Annotated in this window: 12 protein-coding genes; 9 read left to right on the top strand and 3 right to left on the bottom strand. The window is 44.1% G+C overall.

Annotation, left to right across the window (positions count from 1 at the left end; genetic code table 11):
* Nucleotides 1-39: 39 nt before the first annotated feature.
* A complete protein-coding gene (gene nhaB, locus ABJF92_RS10045; RefSeq protein WP_446815660.1) occupies nucleotides 40-1,542 on the bottom strand; it encodes a sodium/proton antiporter NhaB in 1,503 nt (500 codons plus the stop codon).
* Nucleotides 1,543-1,715: 173 nt separating this feature from the next.
* Here nhaB and sohB point away from each other — a divergent pair, with 173 nt between their 5' ends.
* The gene (sohB, locus tag ABJF92_RS10040; RefSeq protein ID WP_446815659.1) at nucleotides 1,716-2,753 is read left to right on the top strand and encodes a protease SohB; all 1,038 of its coding nucleotides are present in this window, start codon (nucleotides 1,716-1,718) and stop codon (nucleotides 2,751-2,753) included.
* 83 nt (nucleotides 2,754-2,836) lie between these two features.
* Here the strand turns inward: sohB and ABJF92_RS10035 are convergent, their stop codons facing one another.
* The gene (locus ABJF92_RS10035; RefSeq protein ID WP_446815658.1) at nucleotides 2,837-3,598 is read right to left on the bottom strand and encodes a hypothetical protein; all 762 of its coding nucleotides are present in this window, start codon (nucleotides 3,596-3,598) and stop codon (nucleotides 2,837-2,839) included.
* The gene (mfd, locus tag ABJF92_RS10030; RefSeq protein ID WP_446815657.1) at nucleotides 3,595-7,008 is read right to left on the bottom strand and encodes a transcription-repair coupling factor; all 3,414 of its coding nucleotides are present in this window, start codon (nucleotides 7,006-7,008) and stop codon (nucleotides 3,595-3,597) included. The genes ABJF92_RS10035 and mfd overlap by 4 nt, the downstream gene beginning before the upstream one ends.
* 282 nt (nucleotides 7,009-7,290) lie before the next feature.
* On the opposite strand from mfd, the gene ABJF92_RS10025 reads away from it, so the two are divergent.
* From ABJF92_RS10025 to ABJF92_RS09990, 8 genes are all read left to right on the top strand, one after another.
* Nucleotides 7,291-8,262: a transposase gene (locus tag ABJF92_RS10025; RefSeq protein WP_446815656.1), complete on the top strand. Its 972-nt coding sequence runs from the start codon at nucleotides 7,291-7,293 to the stop codon at nucleotides 8,260-8,262.
* Between the two features lie 729 nt (nucleotides 8,263-8,991).
* Nucleotides 8,992-10,329 carry a Na(+)-translocating NADH-quinone reductase subunit A gene (locus ABJF92_RS10020; RefSeq protein ID WP_446815655.1) on the top strand — a complete coding sequence of 446 codons (1,338 nt, stop codon included), beginning with the start codon at nucleotides 8,992-8,994 and terminating at the stop codon, nucleotides 10,327-10,329.
* A gap of 3 nt (nucleotides 10,330-10,332) precedes the next feature.
* Complete coding sequence (locus ABJF92_RS10015; RefSeq protein ID WP_446815654.1) at nucleotides 10,333-11,529, top strand: NADH:ubiquinone reductase (Na(+)-transporting) subunit B; 1,197 nt, start codon at nucleotides 10,333-10,335, stop codon at nucleotides 11,527-11,529.
* Complete coding sequence (locus ABJF92_RS10010) at nucleotides 11,522-12,319, top strand: Na(+)-translocating NADH-quinone reductase subunit C (RefSeq protein ID WP_446815653.1); 798 nt, start codon at nucleotides 11,522-11,524, stop codon at nucleotides 12,317-12,319. Before ABJF92_RS10015 ends, ABJF92_RS10010 begins: the two co-directional genes overlap by 8 nt.
* On the top strand, nucleotides 12,319-12,981 hold the full coding sequence (locus tag ABJF92_RS10005; protein WP_446815652.1) for an NADH:ubiquinone reductase (Na(+)-transporting) subunit D: 663 nt from the start codon (nucleotides 12,319-12,321) through the stop codon (nucleotides 12,979-12,981). The genes ABJF92_RS10010 and ABJF92_RS10005 overlap by 1 nt, the downstream gene beginning before the upstream one ends.
* Nucleotides 12,982-13,590, top strand: coding sequence for an NADH:ubiquinone reductase (Na(+)-transporting) subunit E (gene nqrE / locus ABJF92_RS10000; protein ID WP_445974857.1), 609 nt, complete (start codon nucleotides 12,982-12,984; stop codon nucleotides 13,588-13,590).
* Nucleotides 13,591-13,632: 42 nt separating this feature from the next.
* Entirely contained in the window at nucleotides 13,633-14,859 is a 1,227-nt protein-coding gene (gene nqrF, locus ABJF92_RS09995; RefSeq protein WP_446815651.1) for an NADH:ubiquinone reductase (Na(+)-transporting) subunit F, read from the top strand.
* Between the two features lie 64 nt (nucleotides 14,860-14,923).
* Nucleotides 14,924-15,940 carry an FAD:protein FMN transferase gene (locus ABJF92_RS09990; protein WP_446815650.1) on the top strand — a complete coding sequence of 339 codons (1,017 nt, stop codon included), beginning with the start codon at nucleotides 14,924-14,926 and terminating at the stop codon, nucleotides 15,938-15,940.
* Nucleotides 15,941-15,971: the final 31 nt, after the last annotated feature.

The following is a 15,971-nucleotide window of genomic DNA, read 5'->3' as shown; positions in this document are numbered from 1 at the left end:
GAAGTGAGGTTTTTTGGTTTTATGGGCGTTTACCTCTAGTTATAGGAAGTAAAACACACACAAACCACCTACAAGGCTAAGCACGATTGTGTATGGCAGGGCCATCCACACCATTTTGCCGTAGGATAATCTTAGTAATGGTGCGATTGCCGAGGTCAGCAAGAACAAGAAGGCCGCTTGACCGTTAGGGGTCGCAACACTTGGTAAGTTAGTGCCGGTGTTAATGGCCACTGCTAGGGTGTTGAAGTGTTCACGGCTAATAGTGCCTGCATCTAAAGCCGCCTTAACTTCACTGATGTAAACCGTCGCCACGAATACGTTATCACTGATGGCAGAAAGTACACCGTTGGCAATAAAGAACATGATTGGTTGCGAATGTGTTGGCATGTTCAGTACCACATCAATGATGGGCTGGAACAAATGTTGCTCATGGATAACAGACACGACAGTAAAAAATACGACCAGCAATGCAGTGAAAGGCAGAGCCTCTTCGAAAGCATGACCAATTTGATGCTCTTCTGTGACGCCATTAAAAGACGTAAGCAAGACTATCACCATAAGACCAACCAAGCCGACTTCTGCTACATGGAAGGCTAGGGACAGAACTAAAACAACTGCAACAAGGCCCTGTATGATTAGTTTGGCTTTGTGTTTATTGGTACTGCGTTTGGATTCTTCTTCTTCAAAGTTTTTCAAAATGTTGCGTACATTTTCTGGCAGTATGGCGCCGTAATCAAACAACTTTGTCTTCTCAAGAAAAATAACTGTCGCCAAACCACAGAAGAAAACGGGCACAGATACCGGCGCAACGTGTAGGAAGAACTCAGCAAAATCCCAACCTGCAATTTTAGCGATCAGTAAGTTTTGTGGTTCGCCTACTAGCGTAGCGACGCCACCTAGAGCGGTACCCACGGCGCCGTGCATCAGAAGGCTACGCAAAAAAGAGCGGAATTGGGCGAGGTCTTCTTGGTTGACGGGGAGTATTTTATCGTCAACGCCGTGATTATGTTTCTTTTCTGTGGATTGGCCAGAGGCAACTTTGTGATAAACCGAATAAAAACCAACACTGACACTGATCAGTACGGCGGTGACGGTGAGGGCATCTAAAAAGGCAGAAAGAATGGCTGCCGCAAAGCTAAACACTAAGGAAATAGCCACTTTAGAGCGAATTTTTACCAGTAACTTATTAAAGATAAACAGTAGCATATCTTTCATAAAGTAAATGCCGGCGACCATGAACATCAGCAATAGAATGACGTCAATATTATGGACAACTTCCTTGTACACACCATCCGAATTAGTGAGTCCTAATAAAACAGCTTCTATTGCAATGAGTCCACCGGGTAAAAGAGGGTAGCATTTGAGCGCCATGCCGAGGGTGAAGATAAACTCGATAATCAATAGCCAGCCTGTTACAAAAGGCCCTAATACGGCCAGTAATATGGGGTTGACGATTAAAAATATGATGACGGCTTGTTTATACCATAAGGGCGAGGAGCCAAGGAAGTTGTTGCTAAAAGCTCTTGAGAGGTTGGAATGCATTGATAGTTCCTTGTTAAGAAAGGCTAATTTGAATCTTTACGAAAAATTTAATTTTCCGATAATAAGTGATAAACCATCCAGTATCTACTGAGTTTATGCTGTCTAACGCTTGTTTTTTGCGCGATGCGTCCCCATATTGAGGTCAACATAAGCAAATTTGTAAGGGTGCTAATTTGGATTTTTTAACGGAATATGCCGGTTTTTTACTGAAAACCCTGACCATAGTAATCGCCATTATTGTCGTGGTCGCAATGGTCGCTAATGGTAAGAAGAAGTCACGTCCTGGCGATCTGGTAGTCACTAAGCTAAACGACGGCTACGACGCTATGAAGGCTGAATTGGATCTTCAACTGTTGGATAAGAAGGCCGCCAAAGCGGCTGAGAAGGCTAAGAAAAAGCAAGCCAAACTTGATAAAAAAGCGGCTAAGAATACCAAAGAAGATGTCGCAGAAGTGAAAAAGCGTTTGTACGTAATTGACTTTGATGGCGATATAAAAGCTTCAGCAGTAGCCAGTATGCGTGAAGAGATCACTGCGATTTTAAGTGTTGCACAAAAAACTGACGAGGTGATGGTACGCTTAGAAAGTGGTGGTGGTGTTGTTCATGGTTATGGTTTGGCGGCTTCTCAACTTCAGCGTATTCGCAGTGCAGGCATTCCGTTAACGGTTTGTGTTGATAAAGTTGCTGCCAGTGGTGGTTACATGATGGCCTGTGTGGCAGATAAAATTATTGCGGCGCCATTTGCAATCCTTGGCTCCATTGGCGTGGTGGCTCAAGTGCCAAACGTTCATAGATTGTTGGACAAAAGCCTAATTGATGTCGAGCTTCATACGGCGGGCAAATATAAGCGCACTTTAACTATGTTGGGTGAAAACACAGAGGAAGGGCGTGAGAAATTCAAGCAAGACTTAGAAGATACTCATATACTTTTTAAGAGCTTTGTCTCTGAGCAAAGGCCTGTTTTGGATATTGATGCCATTGCTACAGGTGAAACCTGGTATGGTCGCCAAGCTCTAGATAATAAGCTGGTGGACAGTGTGATGACCAGTGATGCTTATTTGGTTGAAAACTATGCTCAAGCGGATGTTATTCAAGTTGCTTTTAAGCAGCCCAAGTCCATGGCAGAAAAAGTCGGACTGTCTGTTTTTAACGCAGTGGAAGCCAAAGCCGTTAGCTGGATTGGAAAGCTGACGCAGACACGAGGCTACTAACATTCGTTAGTCATTAGAGTATCGTGAGCGTTCATAGAAGGTAAGGTGATGTCACCTTGCCTTTTTTTATGTGGAATCTAGATCTAGTTGCTTAACTCGTTGGTGCTATTGAGCCTGTCATAGGTCAAGCTAGCACCGGTTTCAGCTGGCAAGGACTGCTGGGCGATTTGTTCAATAGCGTCTTCAAGTTCGATTGGCTCAAAGTAGAGTAGGGTGCCAAGAATCGGATGGTCGATATAGTTTACTTTTTTACTGGCTGTTTTATTCTTTTCACGAAGGTTTAACACCAGTGCTGGCTCAAATTGCTTAAATTGGGCTGGGCTTTCGGAAAACTCTGTTGTGCTATCCGTGTCAGCCGGTAGTGTAAAGCTATCAAACAAGTAATGTTTATAACGAATGTCCGACTCTAGGTAACGGCCTAGCTTAATTGAAATATCCCCCGTAAGTTCAGGGTAGCCGTCTTTGTTTTCGGGGCTGGTGAAACGTTTATGAATGACATCACCCCGATCTTTAAAGATCAGTGTCCATTTCTGGTTTGACAAAATCTGCACACGACTATCAAGCTTTTTATCAAAATCATCAAATACGCTTGGCAAGCTTTGGCTTTTTTGTTCAGCAGACAGTTCCTGGTCTAAATCCGTGTCTAGTGACTCACGAATCAAGCCATCTAGCGTTAGCACATTTTCATAGTCAACGTGTTCATTGGTGTAGCGCTCAGGCCACACAAAGGTAAGCAAGTAGCCTTGGTAGGCACGAGCTGTGTCCGGATTGATATTTTCCTCTTGAGCCATTAGGTGAGGGCTTAAGAGCGTTAGTAGGGCAAGCGTAATGGGTAATGATTTCAATGTAATAGTTCCAATGTCTTGGTCGTTTGTTGGAAACGATCTTCAGCGTTTAGCATGGGCGCGATAAATTTAAGTGTATCAGAGCCTATCAGCTTATAGCGATCTGGTTTGCTTTGAATCAAACGTATCAGCTTCATCGGGTCAACAGGTGTTTGGCTACTAAAATAGATTTTACCTTCCTTTTGATTGGCTTCAATCTTATTAATGCCCAGTTTTTCAGCCGCTAACTTAATACCAGTTTGGCGGAATAGATTTTTCGTAGCATCTGGTAGTAGACCAAAGCGGTCAATCATTTCGACTTGAAGCTCTTTTAAATCCTGTTCACTGCTGGCGCTTGCAATGCGCTTATAAAGGATAAGACGTGAATGTACATCCCCAAGATAATCATCAGGAATGAGGGCGGGTACGCGCAAATTAATGTCGGTTTGGCTAGGCGAAGTAATGTCGACATTAGGAGATTCGCCATTTTTTAGTGACTTCACCGCTCGATCCAACATGTCCATAAACAAAGAAAAGCCAACATGTTCAATGTGACCACTTTGACCATCCCCCAGTAATTCCCCTGTGCCACGGATTTCAAGGTCGTGAGTGGCAAGCGTAAAACCTGCCCCTAAGGTGTCTGCAAGAGTAATGGCCTCCAAACGCTTTTCTGCATCGGGTGTGACTTTTCTATCGTTCGGTGTCAGTAAATAAGCGTAGGCTTGGTGATGAGAGCGCCCTACACGACCACGTAGTTGATGAAGTTGAGCAAGGCCAAACTTATCGGCTCGTTCAATAATAATGGTGTTGGCGTTAGGGATGTCGATACCGGTTTCGATGATAGTGGAACACACTAATACATTAGCGCGCTTATGGTAGAAGTCGGACATGACTTGCTCTAATTCACGTTCGCGCATCTGGCCATGACCAACAATAACCCGTGCTTCAGGGATGAGTTCTTCTAACTCTTCAGCGGCTTTTTGAATGGTTTGTACTTCATTATGTAAGAAATACACTTGGCCACCCCTGTGTAACTCTCGCAAGATAGCTTCTTTGATGTTGCGCTCATCTTTTTCTTTTACAAAGGTTTTCACCGATAAGCGTTTTGCAGGTGGCGTGGCAATAATAGACAAGTCACGAATGCCGGAAAGTGACATGTTGAGTGTTCTTGGAATAGGGGTGGCGGTGAGGGTAAGAATGTCCACCTCAGCTCGTAAGGACTTAAATTGATCCTTTTGCTTCACCCCAAATCTATGCTCTTCATCTATGATGACTAAGCCTAAATTGGCGAATTTAATATCCCCTTGAATCAGCTTGTGGGTGCCTACAACAATATCCGCCTTGCCAGATTCTAAGCGCTCTATGGCAGCATTGGACTGTTTGCCAGAACGGAAGCGTGACAGCAGTTCAATTTCCACTGGCCAGTCGGCAAAACGGTCGCAGAAGTTTTCATAATGCTGTTGAGCTAGTAGGGTAGTTGGCACTAAAACCGCCACCTGTTTGCCATCTTGTACCGCTAAAAATGCGGCGCGCATAGCCACTTCTGTTTTACCAAAGCCCACATCGCCACAGACTAATCTGTCCATAGGTTTTCGGGCGGCCATGTCGGTTATGACGGCATCAATGGCAGTTTGCTGATCTGGCGTTTCTTCAAAGGGGAAGCCTGCGGCAAAAATTTCATATTGATCATCCGGCTTAGCAAAAGCATAGCCCACACGAGCTTCGCGTTTGGCGTATATTTCTAATAATTCGGCGGCCGTGTCTCGGGCTTTTTCTGCGGCTTTTTGCTTGGCGACACTCCATTTTTCTGTGCCTAATTTATGCAGTGGCGCGGTGTCTTCATCGGCGCCAGTATAACGAGAGATAAGTTGTAAAGAAGACACGGGGACATAGAGTTTGGCGTCATTGGCATAACCAAGGGTGAGCAGTTCGGTTTCTTGTCCATCGATTTGTAGGTTGGTGAGGCCAAGGTAGCGACCGACACCGTGATCAATGTGCACTACAGGTGCGTTTAATCTTAGCTCTGTCAGGTTGCGAATAATCGCATCTTCGTTGACATCGCTGTGCTTGTTGCGCCTTCTGTGTTGGGCAACACGCTCCCCAAGAATCTCACTTTCGGCGATGAGTATTATCTCATTGCGAATAACAAAGCCACGATTAATCGCGCCTTCGGTAATGGCCAAAGCTTGAGGTGTGTTTTTAAAGGTGAGCCAATCATTGACTTGTTTTGGTTTGATCTTGTGCTTTTTAAGTAATTCTAGCAGTGCTTCTCGACGCCCTGCTGTTTCTGCCACAATTAGTACTGGCGTGCTGGTGTTGTTCAGAAAGGCTTGTAGTTTATTAAGTGGTTGTGGGTGTTTTGAGTCGATTCGCACATCCACAGATTGTTCATAATGTGGGTGCTGACCTTGGGCAGAAAAAATCACATTGGCGTATTTATTCAAGTGACTAAAAAACTCATCCTCTTTTAAGTTGATTTCTTCAGGTTTTAGAATAGGTCGTTCAATATCGTAATTGAGGGACTCATGGCGGCTACGAAAATCCAGCTGTATGCTGCCAAGCTGCTCGTTTAGGGTGTCGGAGCGAACGATTATGGTGTCTGTTGGTAAATAGTCGAACATGCTCTCGGTTTGCTGAAAGAATAGAGGGAGGTAATATTCGATGCCTGCAGGAATAATGCCGCTGGAAATGTCTTGATAAATGGGACTAGACAGTGGGTCAATCTCAAAGCGCTCACGAAAGGCCTGTCGAAACTGTTGTATGCCTTGGGATGTCGCCGGAAACTCTTTGGCTGGCAACATTTTGATTTCTTTTACTTTGTTAATACTGCGCTGAGTTTCCGCATCAAACCAGCGGATAGAGTCAATTTCGTTATCAAACCAGTCTAGCCTAATGGGATTCTCCGCCCCCATGGGGAAAATATCCATCAAGGCGCCGCGGACAGAATATTCCCCGTGCTGATGAACATTGTCTACGTTCAAATAGCCTGCACTGGTCAGCTTGCTTGATAAGGCTTCTAGAGCAAGGTTCTGGCCTTCTTTTAGGTGAAAGCGCTGAGCATCAATGTGCTGTTTTGGGCATAATCGAGTCAAACACGACGCCACGGTTGTGAGAATGATCGGGTTCTTGCTTTCACTGAGTTTGGCAAGAGTTTCTAGGCGCTGGGAAATAATGTCTTGGTGGGGGGAGAAGGCATCGTAAGGCAGCGTCTCCCAATCACTAAAACGCAAAATCTCATGATTTTGCTGGTTGAGAAAAGCTAACTCATCTTCTAATTCATTTAATTCCGCTACCGTATTGACCATATAAAGAATGGGGGTGGTATGTTGGTCTGCGATATCAAGTAGTTGCAAGGCTTTGCGACTGCCGTCTAAACCTTCAATAAGGTTTTTATAGCCCGGCTTGGTATTAATGGATAAAAGATCTGACATGATACGAAATACTTTCCTAGAGGATTTTTTACACCGACTTCTAACGTTGAAAAAGGGGATCAGTGAGTGCGCTGTTTAGCGCCATACATTGTGGCTGTTTCAAACTGGCTTGGCAACTTTAACAGCCCATACGACTTAGGGGAGGGGGCTGATATTTCAATAAAATAACTAAGACAGCCATGTTTAAAATCCAGTAAACGCAAGGCATATCAAATTTACAGGCTTTTTTATCAGTCTCTTCTATACTGAATTTATGTTTTCTCAAGGAAGAGGAGATTCGACATGCCAATGCCTCGAAATCAGCAAGTTTGTGTTGAAGATACCCCTTATTATCATTGTGTTTCACGGTGTGTGCGTCGTGCTTATTTGTGTGGCGAAGATACTGTAACGGGGACGAGTTATGAGCACCGCCGTGGTTGGGTGGAAAATCGCTTATTGTTCCTAGCGGGAGTTTTCTCCATGGATATTTGCGCTTATGCTGTTATGAGTAACCATCTCCACGTTGTGCTGCATATTAACACTGAAAAAGCTGAAAGCTGGTCATCTTTAGAGGTGGTGGAGCGTTGGCATAAAATCCATCAGGGTACGCATTTTACTCGGCAATGCACTGCAGGCGAAAAACTCCCCAAAAGCGTGATGGAGTTTGTTGAGGCGTCGGTAATGGTATATCGAAAACGCTTAGCAGATATAAGTTGGTTTATGCGGGAATTGAACGAACCGATTGCCCGTAAAGCGAATATCGAGGATAACTGCACGGGGCATTTCTGGGAGGGGAGATTTAAGTCGCAAGCCTTGCTCGATGAGGCTGCATTAATTGCATGTATGGCCTATGTGGATCTCAATCCATTACGTTCTAATATAAGTAATGTGCCTGAAGAGTCGGACTTCACAAGTATAAAAAGGCGAGTGGGAGCCGCGGAGATGAAAACTCAACCAAAAACTCTTTTTCCTTTTGTGGGTAGCCCTCGTAAAGACATGCCAAGTGGTTTGCCTTTTAAGTTGGTCGACTATTTAGAGCTTGTCGACATAACAGGACGAATAATTAGAAAAGATAAACAAGGCGTTATCGATGTTTCTTGCCTATCTATATTGCAAAGGTTGAATGTTTCATCAGAAACCTGGTTGTGCATCGCTGCATACTTTGAAGCCCTAACAGGTCGTGTTGTTGGTCATGAACAATCCATTGATTGCTATTGTCAGTCGCACCAACGACATCGAAAGCCCAGCCGTGAGCAAATAAAACTGCTTGTCTAAAGAAGTAGTGTGGAACTAATAATTAATAGCCTATCGTGCTCTAGCCCTTTTGTGCCTAAATAACAGTGAATTAGACTAATTAATCAGTTAAATCCTAAGTTTCCTACCCAACTTTAATCATTCCGTGAATCTACCCCTAAATTTTTACATTCATATAAAACCTGTTTAGCTTTAGGTGCTGATAGTTATCGTAAGTCGACGTGTTTGCTGGTGTTTAGAGGTGGCTGTCTAGATTAGGTAGCCTTCATCACTCCGTGATTCTACCCCCTAAATTTTTACACTCATATAAACCCTGTTTAGTTTTAGGTGCTGATAGTTATCGTAAGTCGACGTGTTTGCTGGTGTTTAGAGGTGGCTGTCTAGATTAGGAAGTCTAGATTAGGAAGTCTGGTAGTTTTGTGGTCTATCTGATAGTCGCTTGGGATATATCTAGATTTTCCTTGGGTTATATACTGCTGGTAGGGGGGGCTTTATTTGTGCGTTTTTTGAGCGAGAATGTAGGAAAGCATCAAAAACACCTCAAACAATTTGCAAGGAGCGCTGCAAAGACTCTGTCATGGTGTAGTCAAGACTGGCAATGACCTCTATAATACTTCGGTTTTTTGGTGAAGTGAGTTTGTGTTTTACAGCTGAGTGAAATCGGTTGTGTGCTTATGCATGTTTTCCCGGAGGGGGGGTGTAAGCAAAATACTTAACGCTTTTGTGTTCAATTTATTGTTGGGCAGACATATGTATAAAATTACAAAAGGCCTTGATCTTCCGATTTCAGGCTCCCCCAATCAAGTGATTGAAAATTCGGCGGTGGTGAAATCCGTTGCTGTAATCGGCCCTGACTACCATGGTATGAAACCGACCATGTTTGTTAAGGAAGGCGATAAAGTTAAAAAAGGTCAGGTGCTCTTTACGGATAAGAAAACAGAGGGTGTTAAATATACCGCCCCTGCAGCAGGCGTTATCAGTGCTGTTAACCGTGGTGAGAGACGCGTTTTTCAATCTGTAGTGATTCAGCTTGAAGGCGATGAGGCAGAAACCTTTGCTTCATACTCTGGTGCACAGCTTAAAGATTTAGAACGTGAAAAAGTAGTAGAGAACCTTGTTGAATCAGGTTTGTGGACAGTGTTCCGTACTCGTCCTTTCTCTAAAGTACCTGAAGTAGCTTCTGCTCCGAGTTCTATTTTTGTTACGGCTATTGATACCAACCCTTTAGCAGCTTCTCCTGAAGTTGTGTTAGCGGATCAGGCTGAAGCTTTTGCTGATGGTTTAACTGTGTTAACTCGCTTAACGCAAGGCAAAGTATTCTTATGTAAAGAAGCGGGTGCAAAAATCCCAACGACATCTGATGTGTCTGTTGAAGAGTTTTCTGGTGTTCATCCAGCAGGTCTTGCCGGTACTCATATTCATTTACTTGACCCTGTTAGCGACAAGAAAACTGTTTGGTCAGTAAATTACCAAGATGTTGTTGCGATTGGTAAGTTGTTTGTTTCTGGTGAATTAAGTGTTGAGCGTGTTGTTGCTCTTGCTGGCCCACAAGTGAAGAAACCTCGTTTGGTACGTACTGTAGTCGGTGCGAGCCTAACAGATCTTGTTGCAGGTGAATTAGCAGAAGGTGATAATCGTGTGATTTCTGGTTCTGTGCTTTCTGGTCGTAATGCATTCGGAGCGTACGCTTACTTAGGTCGATACCACACTCAAGTTTCTGTATTGCTTGAAGGTCGTGAGCGTCAAATGATGCATTACCTTCGTGCTGGTGTAGAGAAGCACTCTATCATGAACGTCTTCCTGTCTAAGTTAACTGGTAAGAAGTCTTTTGATATGTCGACAACGACAAACGGTAGTGATCGTACTATGTTGCCGCTAGGTAATTTCGAACGCTTGATGCCTTTAGATATTCTTCCGACTCAGTTGTTACGTTCGTTAGTAGTGAATGACACCGAGCAAGCTCAAAAATTGGGTGCGCTAGAGCTAGATGAAGAAGATCTTGCTTTGTGTACTTACAGCTGTTCAGGTAAGTTCGAATATGGCCCGATCCTTCGGGATTGCCTAACTCTAATAGAGAAAGAGGGTTAATTCATGGGGCTTAGAAAAGTACTCGATAAAATTGAACCTGAATTTCATTCAGGTGGTAAATACGAAAAGTGGTACGCACTTTTTGAAGCTGTAGATACGATTTTCTACCGTCCAAGTTCTGTGACCAAAAATGGTTCACACGTTCGTGACGCGGTTGATATGAAACGTATTATGATCCTGGTATGGATGTGTACTTTCCCTGCCATGTTCTTCGGTATGTACAATATCGGTCTACAAGCCAATACTGCGATGGATGCAATGGGCGTCACTGCAGATGACTCTTGGCGTCACGGCATCATTGGTGCCCTGACTAGCTATAATACTGACAGCATCATAGACAACATGATTTACGGGGCAATGTACTTTTTGCCTGTTTATCTAGTGACCTTTGTTGTTGGTGGTTTCTGGGAAGTTTTGTTTGCTTCCGTGCGTAAGCATGAAGTGAACGAAGGATTCTTCGTTACCTCTATCTTGTTCTCCCTGTCTTTGCCAGCGACCGTGCCTTTATGGCAAGTGGCGCTAGGTATCACCTTCGGTGTGGTATTGGCGAAAGAGGTGTTCGGTGGAACAGGTAAAAACTTCTTGAACCCAGCTTTGGCTGGCCGTGCCTTCTTGTTCTTCGCTTACCCAGCTTCCATGTCTGGTGATGCAGTATGGACAGCAGTTGACGGTTTCTCTGGCGCGACGGCATTAAGCCAGTTGGCGGCAGACGGCGTTGCGGGTCTAACGGTTGCTTGGTCTGATGCCTTCTTCGGCTTCATTCAGGGTTCCATGGGTGAAACGTCAACACTGGCTATCCTAATCGGTGGTGGTGCCTTGCTTATCATGCGTATCGCAGCTTGGCGAATCGTCGCTGGTGTCATGCTTGGTATGGTGTTGACGTCTTTGTTGTTCAACCTTATTGGTTCAGACACCAACCCAATGTTCTCTACGCCTTGGTACTGGCACCTAGTTTTGGGTGGTTTTGCTTTTGGTATGATGTACATGGCAACAGATCCAGTTTCTGCTTCAATGACGAGTCGCGGTAAGTGGTTCTACGGTGCGCTAATTGGTGTCATGGTCGTGTTGATCCGTGTGGTTAACCCAGCTTACCCAGAGGGTATGATGTTGGCCATCTTGTTTGCGAACTTGTTTGCCCCATTTATTGATCACTTTATAGTTCAGGCGAACATCAAACGGAGGATTGCACGCAATGGCTAGTAATAACGATAGTATTAAAAAAACCATTATTGTTGCTCTGTCTTTATGCTTGGTTTGTTCTATTTTTGTTGCGGCAGCAGCAGTAGGTCTAAAGCCTATTCAGAAAACCAACCAAGACTTAGACCGTAAGCGTAATATCTTGTCTGCAGCTGGCATGCTTGATGCTAGTAAATCTGTCGATGAAATCTTCGCAACAGTTGATACGCGCATCGTAAGTATGGCTACTGGTCAATTTGCGACTGACGCTGAGCTTGAGCAAGCAGGTATTAGTCCTCAAACTTATAACCAACAAGCCGCGGCTAAAGATCCAGCTTTGTCTGAAGCTTTGGTAAATGATCCGGCGAGTATTAAACGTCGCGCTAAGTTCGCGTCTGTTTATTTGGTGAAAGCAGCGGATGACTCTATTGAGCGCATTATCCTGCCTGTTCACGGTTACGGATTGTGGTCAACTATGTATGGCTTTATCGCCCTTGAGAATGATTTCGATACCATTATTGGTTTTGGCTTCTATGATCAAGGTGAAACACCTGGATTGGGTGGCGAAGTAGATAATCCTAACTGGAAAGCATTGTGGGAAGGTAAAAAAGTCTACAACGACCAAGGTGAAGCTGTTATTCAGTTAGCTAAAGGTGGTGTTGATAGCGCTGATCCACAAGCAATACATAAAGTAGATGGTTTGTCTGGTGCCACATTAACGAGTCGTGGTGTCACCAATCTTGTTCAATACTGGTTAGGTGAAGAGGGCTTTGCGCCATTCTTGTCTACACTGCGTAGTGAAGGAGCTCAATAATGTCTAATGTAAAAGACGTCCTATTTGGACCAATCCTTTCGAATAACCCGATTGCGCTACAGATTCTGGGTATTTGTTCTGCTTTGGCAGTAACAAGTAGCTTGAGCGTAAGTTTTGTTATGGCGATCGCGCTTACTTTGGTAACGGCGTTCTCTAACTTATTTATCGCGGTCATTCGTAGCCATATTCCAAACAGTATTCGAATCATTGTGCAGATGATCATCATTGCCTCTTTGGTAATCGTGGTTGACCAAGTACTGAAAGCCTTTGCTTACGAAATTTCTAAGCAATTGTCAGTATTTGTTGGTTTGATCATTACGAACTGTATCGTAATGGGTCGTGCGGAAGCCTTCGCTATGAAAAATGGCCCAGCCATGAGTTTCTTGGATGGTATCGGTAACGGTCTTGGCTACAGCGCCATGCTTATTATCGTGGCTTTCTTCCGTGAGCTTCTAGGTGCGGGTAAATTGTTTGGTGTGGAAATTTTTGCAACGGTTCAAAACGGCGGCTGGTACCAGCCAAACGGTTTGATGTTGCTACCACCAAGTGCTTTCTTCGTTATCGGTTTGGTTATTTGGGCACTACGTGCTTACAAAACTGACCAAGTTGAAGCCCCAGAGTATAAGATTGCACCGAATTCACGTGCTCAGGAGGCGCTCTAAATGGAACATTTTATTAGTCTATTTATAAAAGCTGTTTTCGTTGAAAACATGGCTTTGGCGTTCTTCCTTGGTATGTGTACTTTCTTGGCCCTATCTAAGAAAGTTGAAACGGCCATCGGTCTAGGTATTGCGGTTGTTGTAGTATTGGCAATTACCGTTCCACTGAACAACCTTTTGTACCAAAACCTATTGGTTGATGGCGCACTAGAGTGGGCAGGTTTACCAGGTGTAGATCTAAGTTTCCTTGGTTTGTTGAGCTACATTGGTGTTATCGCCGCTGTGGTACAAATATTGGAAATGACGTTAGATAAATATATGCCAGCGCTGTACAACGCTCTTGGTGTATTCTTGCCATTGATTACCGTGAACTGTGCCATCATGGGTGCATCTTTGTTCATGGTAGAGCGTGACTATAACTTCAGTGAAAGTTTGGTTTACGGTGTTGGTGCTGGTGTTGGTTGGGCGCTTGCGATTGCTGCCCTAGCTGGTATTCGGGAGAAACTTAAATATTCAGATGTACCTGCTGGTCTTCGTGGTCTTGGTATCACGTTTATCACAGTAGGTCTAATGAGCTTAGGTTTCATGTCATTTTCTGGTGTGCAGCTGTAATAGGCTGCTCAGTTGGACAACCAAGAATAAGGTTTAACTAACATGGTCAACTTAGAGATTATTCTAGGTGTGGTAATGTTTACAGCTATCGTTCTAGCGTTAGTGGCAATTATCCTTGCTGCCCGCGCTCGATTGGTAAGTACTGGTGACGTTACAATTCGCATCAATGGTGAAAAAGAAGTTACTGCCCCTGCTGGCGGTAAGTTATTGCAAACATTAGCAAACAGCGGCATCTTCTTGTCGTCTGCTTGTGGTGGCGGTGGTACTTGTGCCCAGTGTAAATGTAAAGTGACAAGCGGCGGTGGCTCTATGCTATCGACTGAGCAATCACACTTTACTCGCCGTGACGAAAAAGAAGGCTACCGTTTGTCTTGTCAGGTTTCTGTGAAACAGGACATGGACGTAGAGGTACCAGAAGAAGTATTTGGTGTTAAAGCTTGGGAATGTACGGTTGAGTCTAACCCGAACCTGGCTACCTTCATTAAAGAATTGACGTTGAAATTGCCAGAAGGCGAAAACGTTGATTTCCGTGCTGGTGGTTACGTTCAGCTAGAAGCGCCTGTGCACACTGTGCACTACAAAGATTTCGATATCGAAGAAGAGTACCGTGGCGATTGGGATAAGTTCAATCTGTGGAAGTTCTCTTCTACCGTTACTGAACCTGTTATCCGTGCTTACTCTATGGCGAACTACCCTGAAGAAAAAGGTATCGTGAAGTTCAATATTCGTATTGCTTCGCCACCACCAGGTAAAGATGATTTGCCGCCAGGTCAAATGTCTTCTTACGTGTTCAGCCTTAAGCCAGGCGATAAAATCAAAGTATACGGTCCATTTGGTGAGTTCTTCGCTAAAGACACGGATGCTGAGATGGTATTTGTCGGTGGTGGTGCTGGTATGGCGCCAATGCGTTCACATATTTTCGACCAACTTAAACGTCTGAACTCTACCCGTAAGATGTCATTCTGGTACGGCGCACGTAGTGTACGTGAAGCCTTCTATATGGATGAATACGACAAGTTGCAAGAAGAGAATGAAAACTTCGAATGGCACTTGGCGTTATCGGATCCTCAACCAGAAGATAACTGGGAAGGTAAAACAGGTTTCATTCATAATGTCTTGTATGATAACTACCTGAAAGATCACCCAGCGCCTGAAGATTGCGAGTACTACATGTGTGGGCCGCCAATGATGAATGCGTCCGTGATTAAAATGCTTGAAGACCTAGGTGTCGAAAAAGAAAACATCCTATTGGATGATTTCGGTGGCTAGTAGTTGAAAATAAAGACCCACCAATTGGTGGGTCTTTATTTATTAATTTTGAAAAAGAAGATGTATGCGTAAAAAAATATGGTTACCCGCCTTACTGCTTATTATTCTTGCAGTGGTGTATCGTTTAACAAGTTTTACTCCAGAACTGGTGAGCTTCTCTGGCCCAACCATGGGGACAACTTATACGGTTAAGTTTTATACAACAGAAGAGATTGAAAACCCTTGGGGCATTAAGAGTGATGTCGACGACGTATTGTTGAGTGTGAACAAGCACATGTCGACCTATGACCCGAGTTCAGAACTGTCTAATTTAAATAAACTGCCTGCCAACTCAGTGCAAGATATTAGCTCTGGTTTGGCCTACGTTATCGATAAGGCGTTACTGATCAGCCAGATGAGCGGCGGTGAGTATGATGTTACAGTAGGACCATTAGTTAACCTTTGGGGCTTTGGTCCGGGTAAACGTGAAGATAAAGTCCCTACGGATGCCGAAATTCAGCAGGCAAAAGCGCGAATTGGTTATCAATCCATTCAATTGGAGAATAACCAATTAAGCAAGCAAAAAAATGTCTATATTGATCTGTCTTCTATTGCCAAGGGTTATGGCATAGACAAAGTGGCAGAAGCCCTAGAGAATCATGGGATAGAAAGCTATCTAGTAGAAGTGGGTGGTGAAATTAGATCAAAAGGCTTTAAGCCCGAAGGTGAGTCTTGGCAAGTAGCCATTGAAAGCCCAGCAGGCGGTCATACAATCGCTAAGAAAATCATAGCGGCAGATGACATTGCTATCGCCACTTCTGGGGATTACCGTAATTACTTTGAAAAAAATGGTGTGCGTTACTCTCATACCATTAACCCGATTACAGGCCGTCCCGTGACACATAGATTAGTGTCAGTGACGGTCATTGATAAGACCGCCACCATGGCAGATGGTTTGGCAACAGCCATTACCGTATTAGGACCAGAGAAGGGTCTAACGTTTGCTCAGGAAAATGGTGTTGCGGCTTATCTATTAGTAAAAACAGATTTTGGTTATGACGAACGTTCTTCTGATGCTTTTCAGCATTATCTGAATGACTAACCAAATAACGATTTCATTTTAGGGGATTTAA

Source organism: Marinomonas sp., assembly GCF_039940335.1.
Classification (GTDB): Bacteria; Pseudomonadota; Gammaproteobacteria; order Pseudomonadales; family Marinomonadaceae; genus Marinomonas.
This window is presented reverse-complemented; position numbering and strand designations above follow the sequence as displayed.

What these genes read in the sequence shown, in the direction of transcription:
- nhaB (WP_446815660.1), bottom strand. Translation starts at nt 1,542, where the DNA reads ATGCATTCCAACCTCTCAAGAGCTTTTAGCAACAACTTCCTTGGCTCC.
- mfd (WP_446815657.1), bottom strand. Translation starts at nt 7,008, where the DNA reads ATGTCAGATCTTTTATCCATTAATACCAAGCCGGGCTATAAAAACCTT.
- ABJF92_RS10025 (WP_446815656.1), top strand. Translation starts at nt 7,291, where the DNA reads ATGCCAATGCCTCGAAATCAGCAAGTTTGTGTTGAAGATACCCCTTAT.
- ABJF92_RS10020 (WP_446815655.1), top strand. Translation starts at nt 8,992, where the DNA reads ATGTATAAAATTACAAAAGGCCTTGATCTTCCGATTTCAGGCTCCCCC.
- ABJF92_RS10015 (WP_446815654.1), top strand. Translation starts at nt 10,333, where the DNA reads ATGGGGCTTAGAAAAGTACTCGATAAAATTGAACCTGAATTTCATTCA.
- ABJF92_RS10010 (WP_446815653.1), top strand. Translation starts at nt 11,522, where the DNA reads ATGGCTAGTAATAACGATAGTATTAAAAAAACCATTATTGTTGCTCTG.
- ABJF92_RS10005 (WP_446815652.1), top strand. Translation starts at nt 12,319, where the DNA reads ATGTCTAATGTAAAAGACGTCCTATTTGGACCAATCCTTTCGAATAAC.
- nqrE (WP_445974857.1), top strand. Translation starts at nt 12,982, where the DNA reads ATGGAACATTTTATTAGTCTATTTATAAAAGCTGTTTTCGTTGAAAAC.
- nqrF (WP_446815651.1), top strand. Translation starts at nt 13,633, where the DNA reads ATGGTCAACTTAGAGATTATTCTAGGTGTGGTAATGTTTACAGCTATC.
- ABJF92_RS09990 (WP_446815650.1), top strand. Translation starts at nt 14,924, where the DNA reads ATGCGTAAAAAAATATGGTTACCCGCCTTACTGCTTATTATTCTTGCA.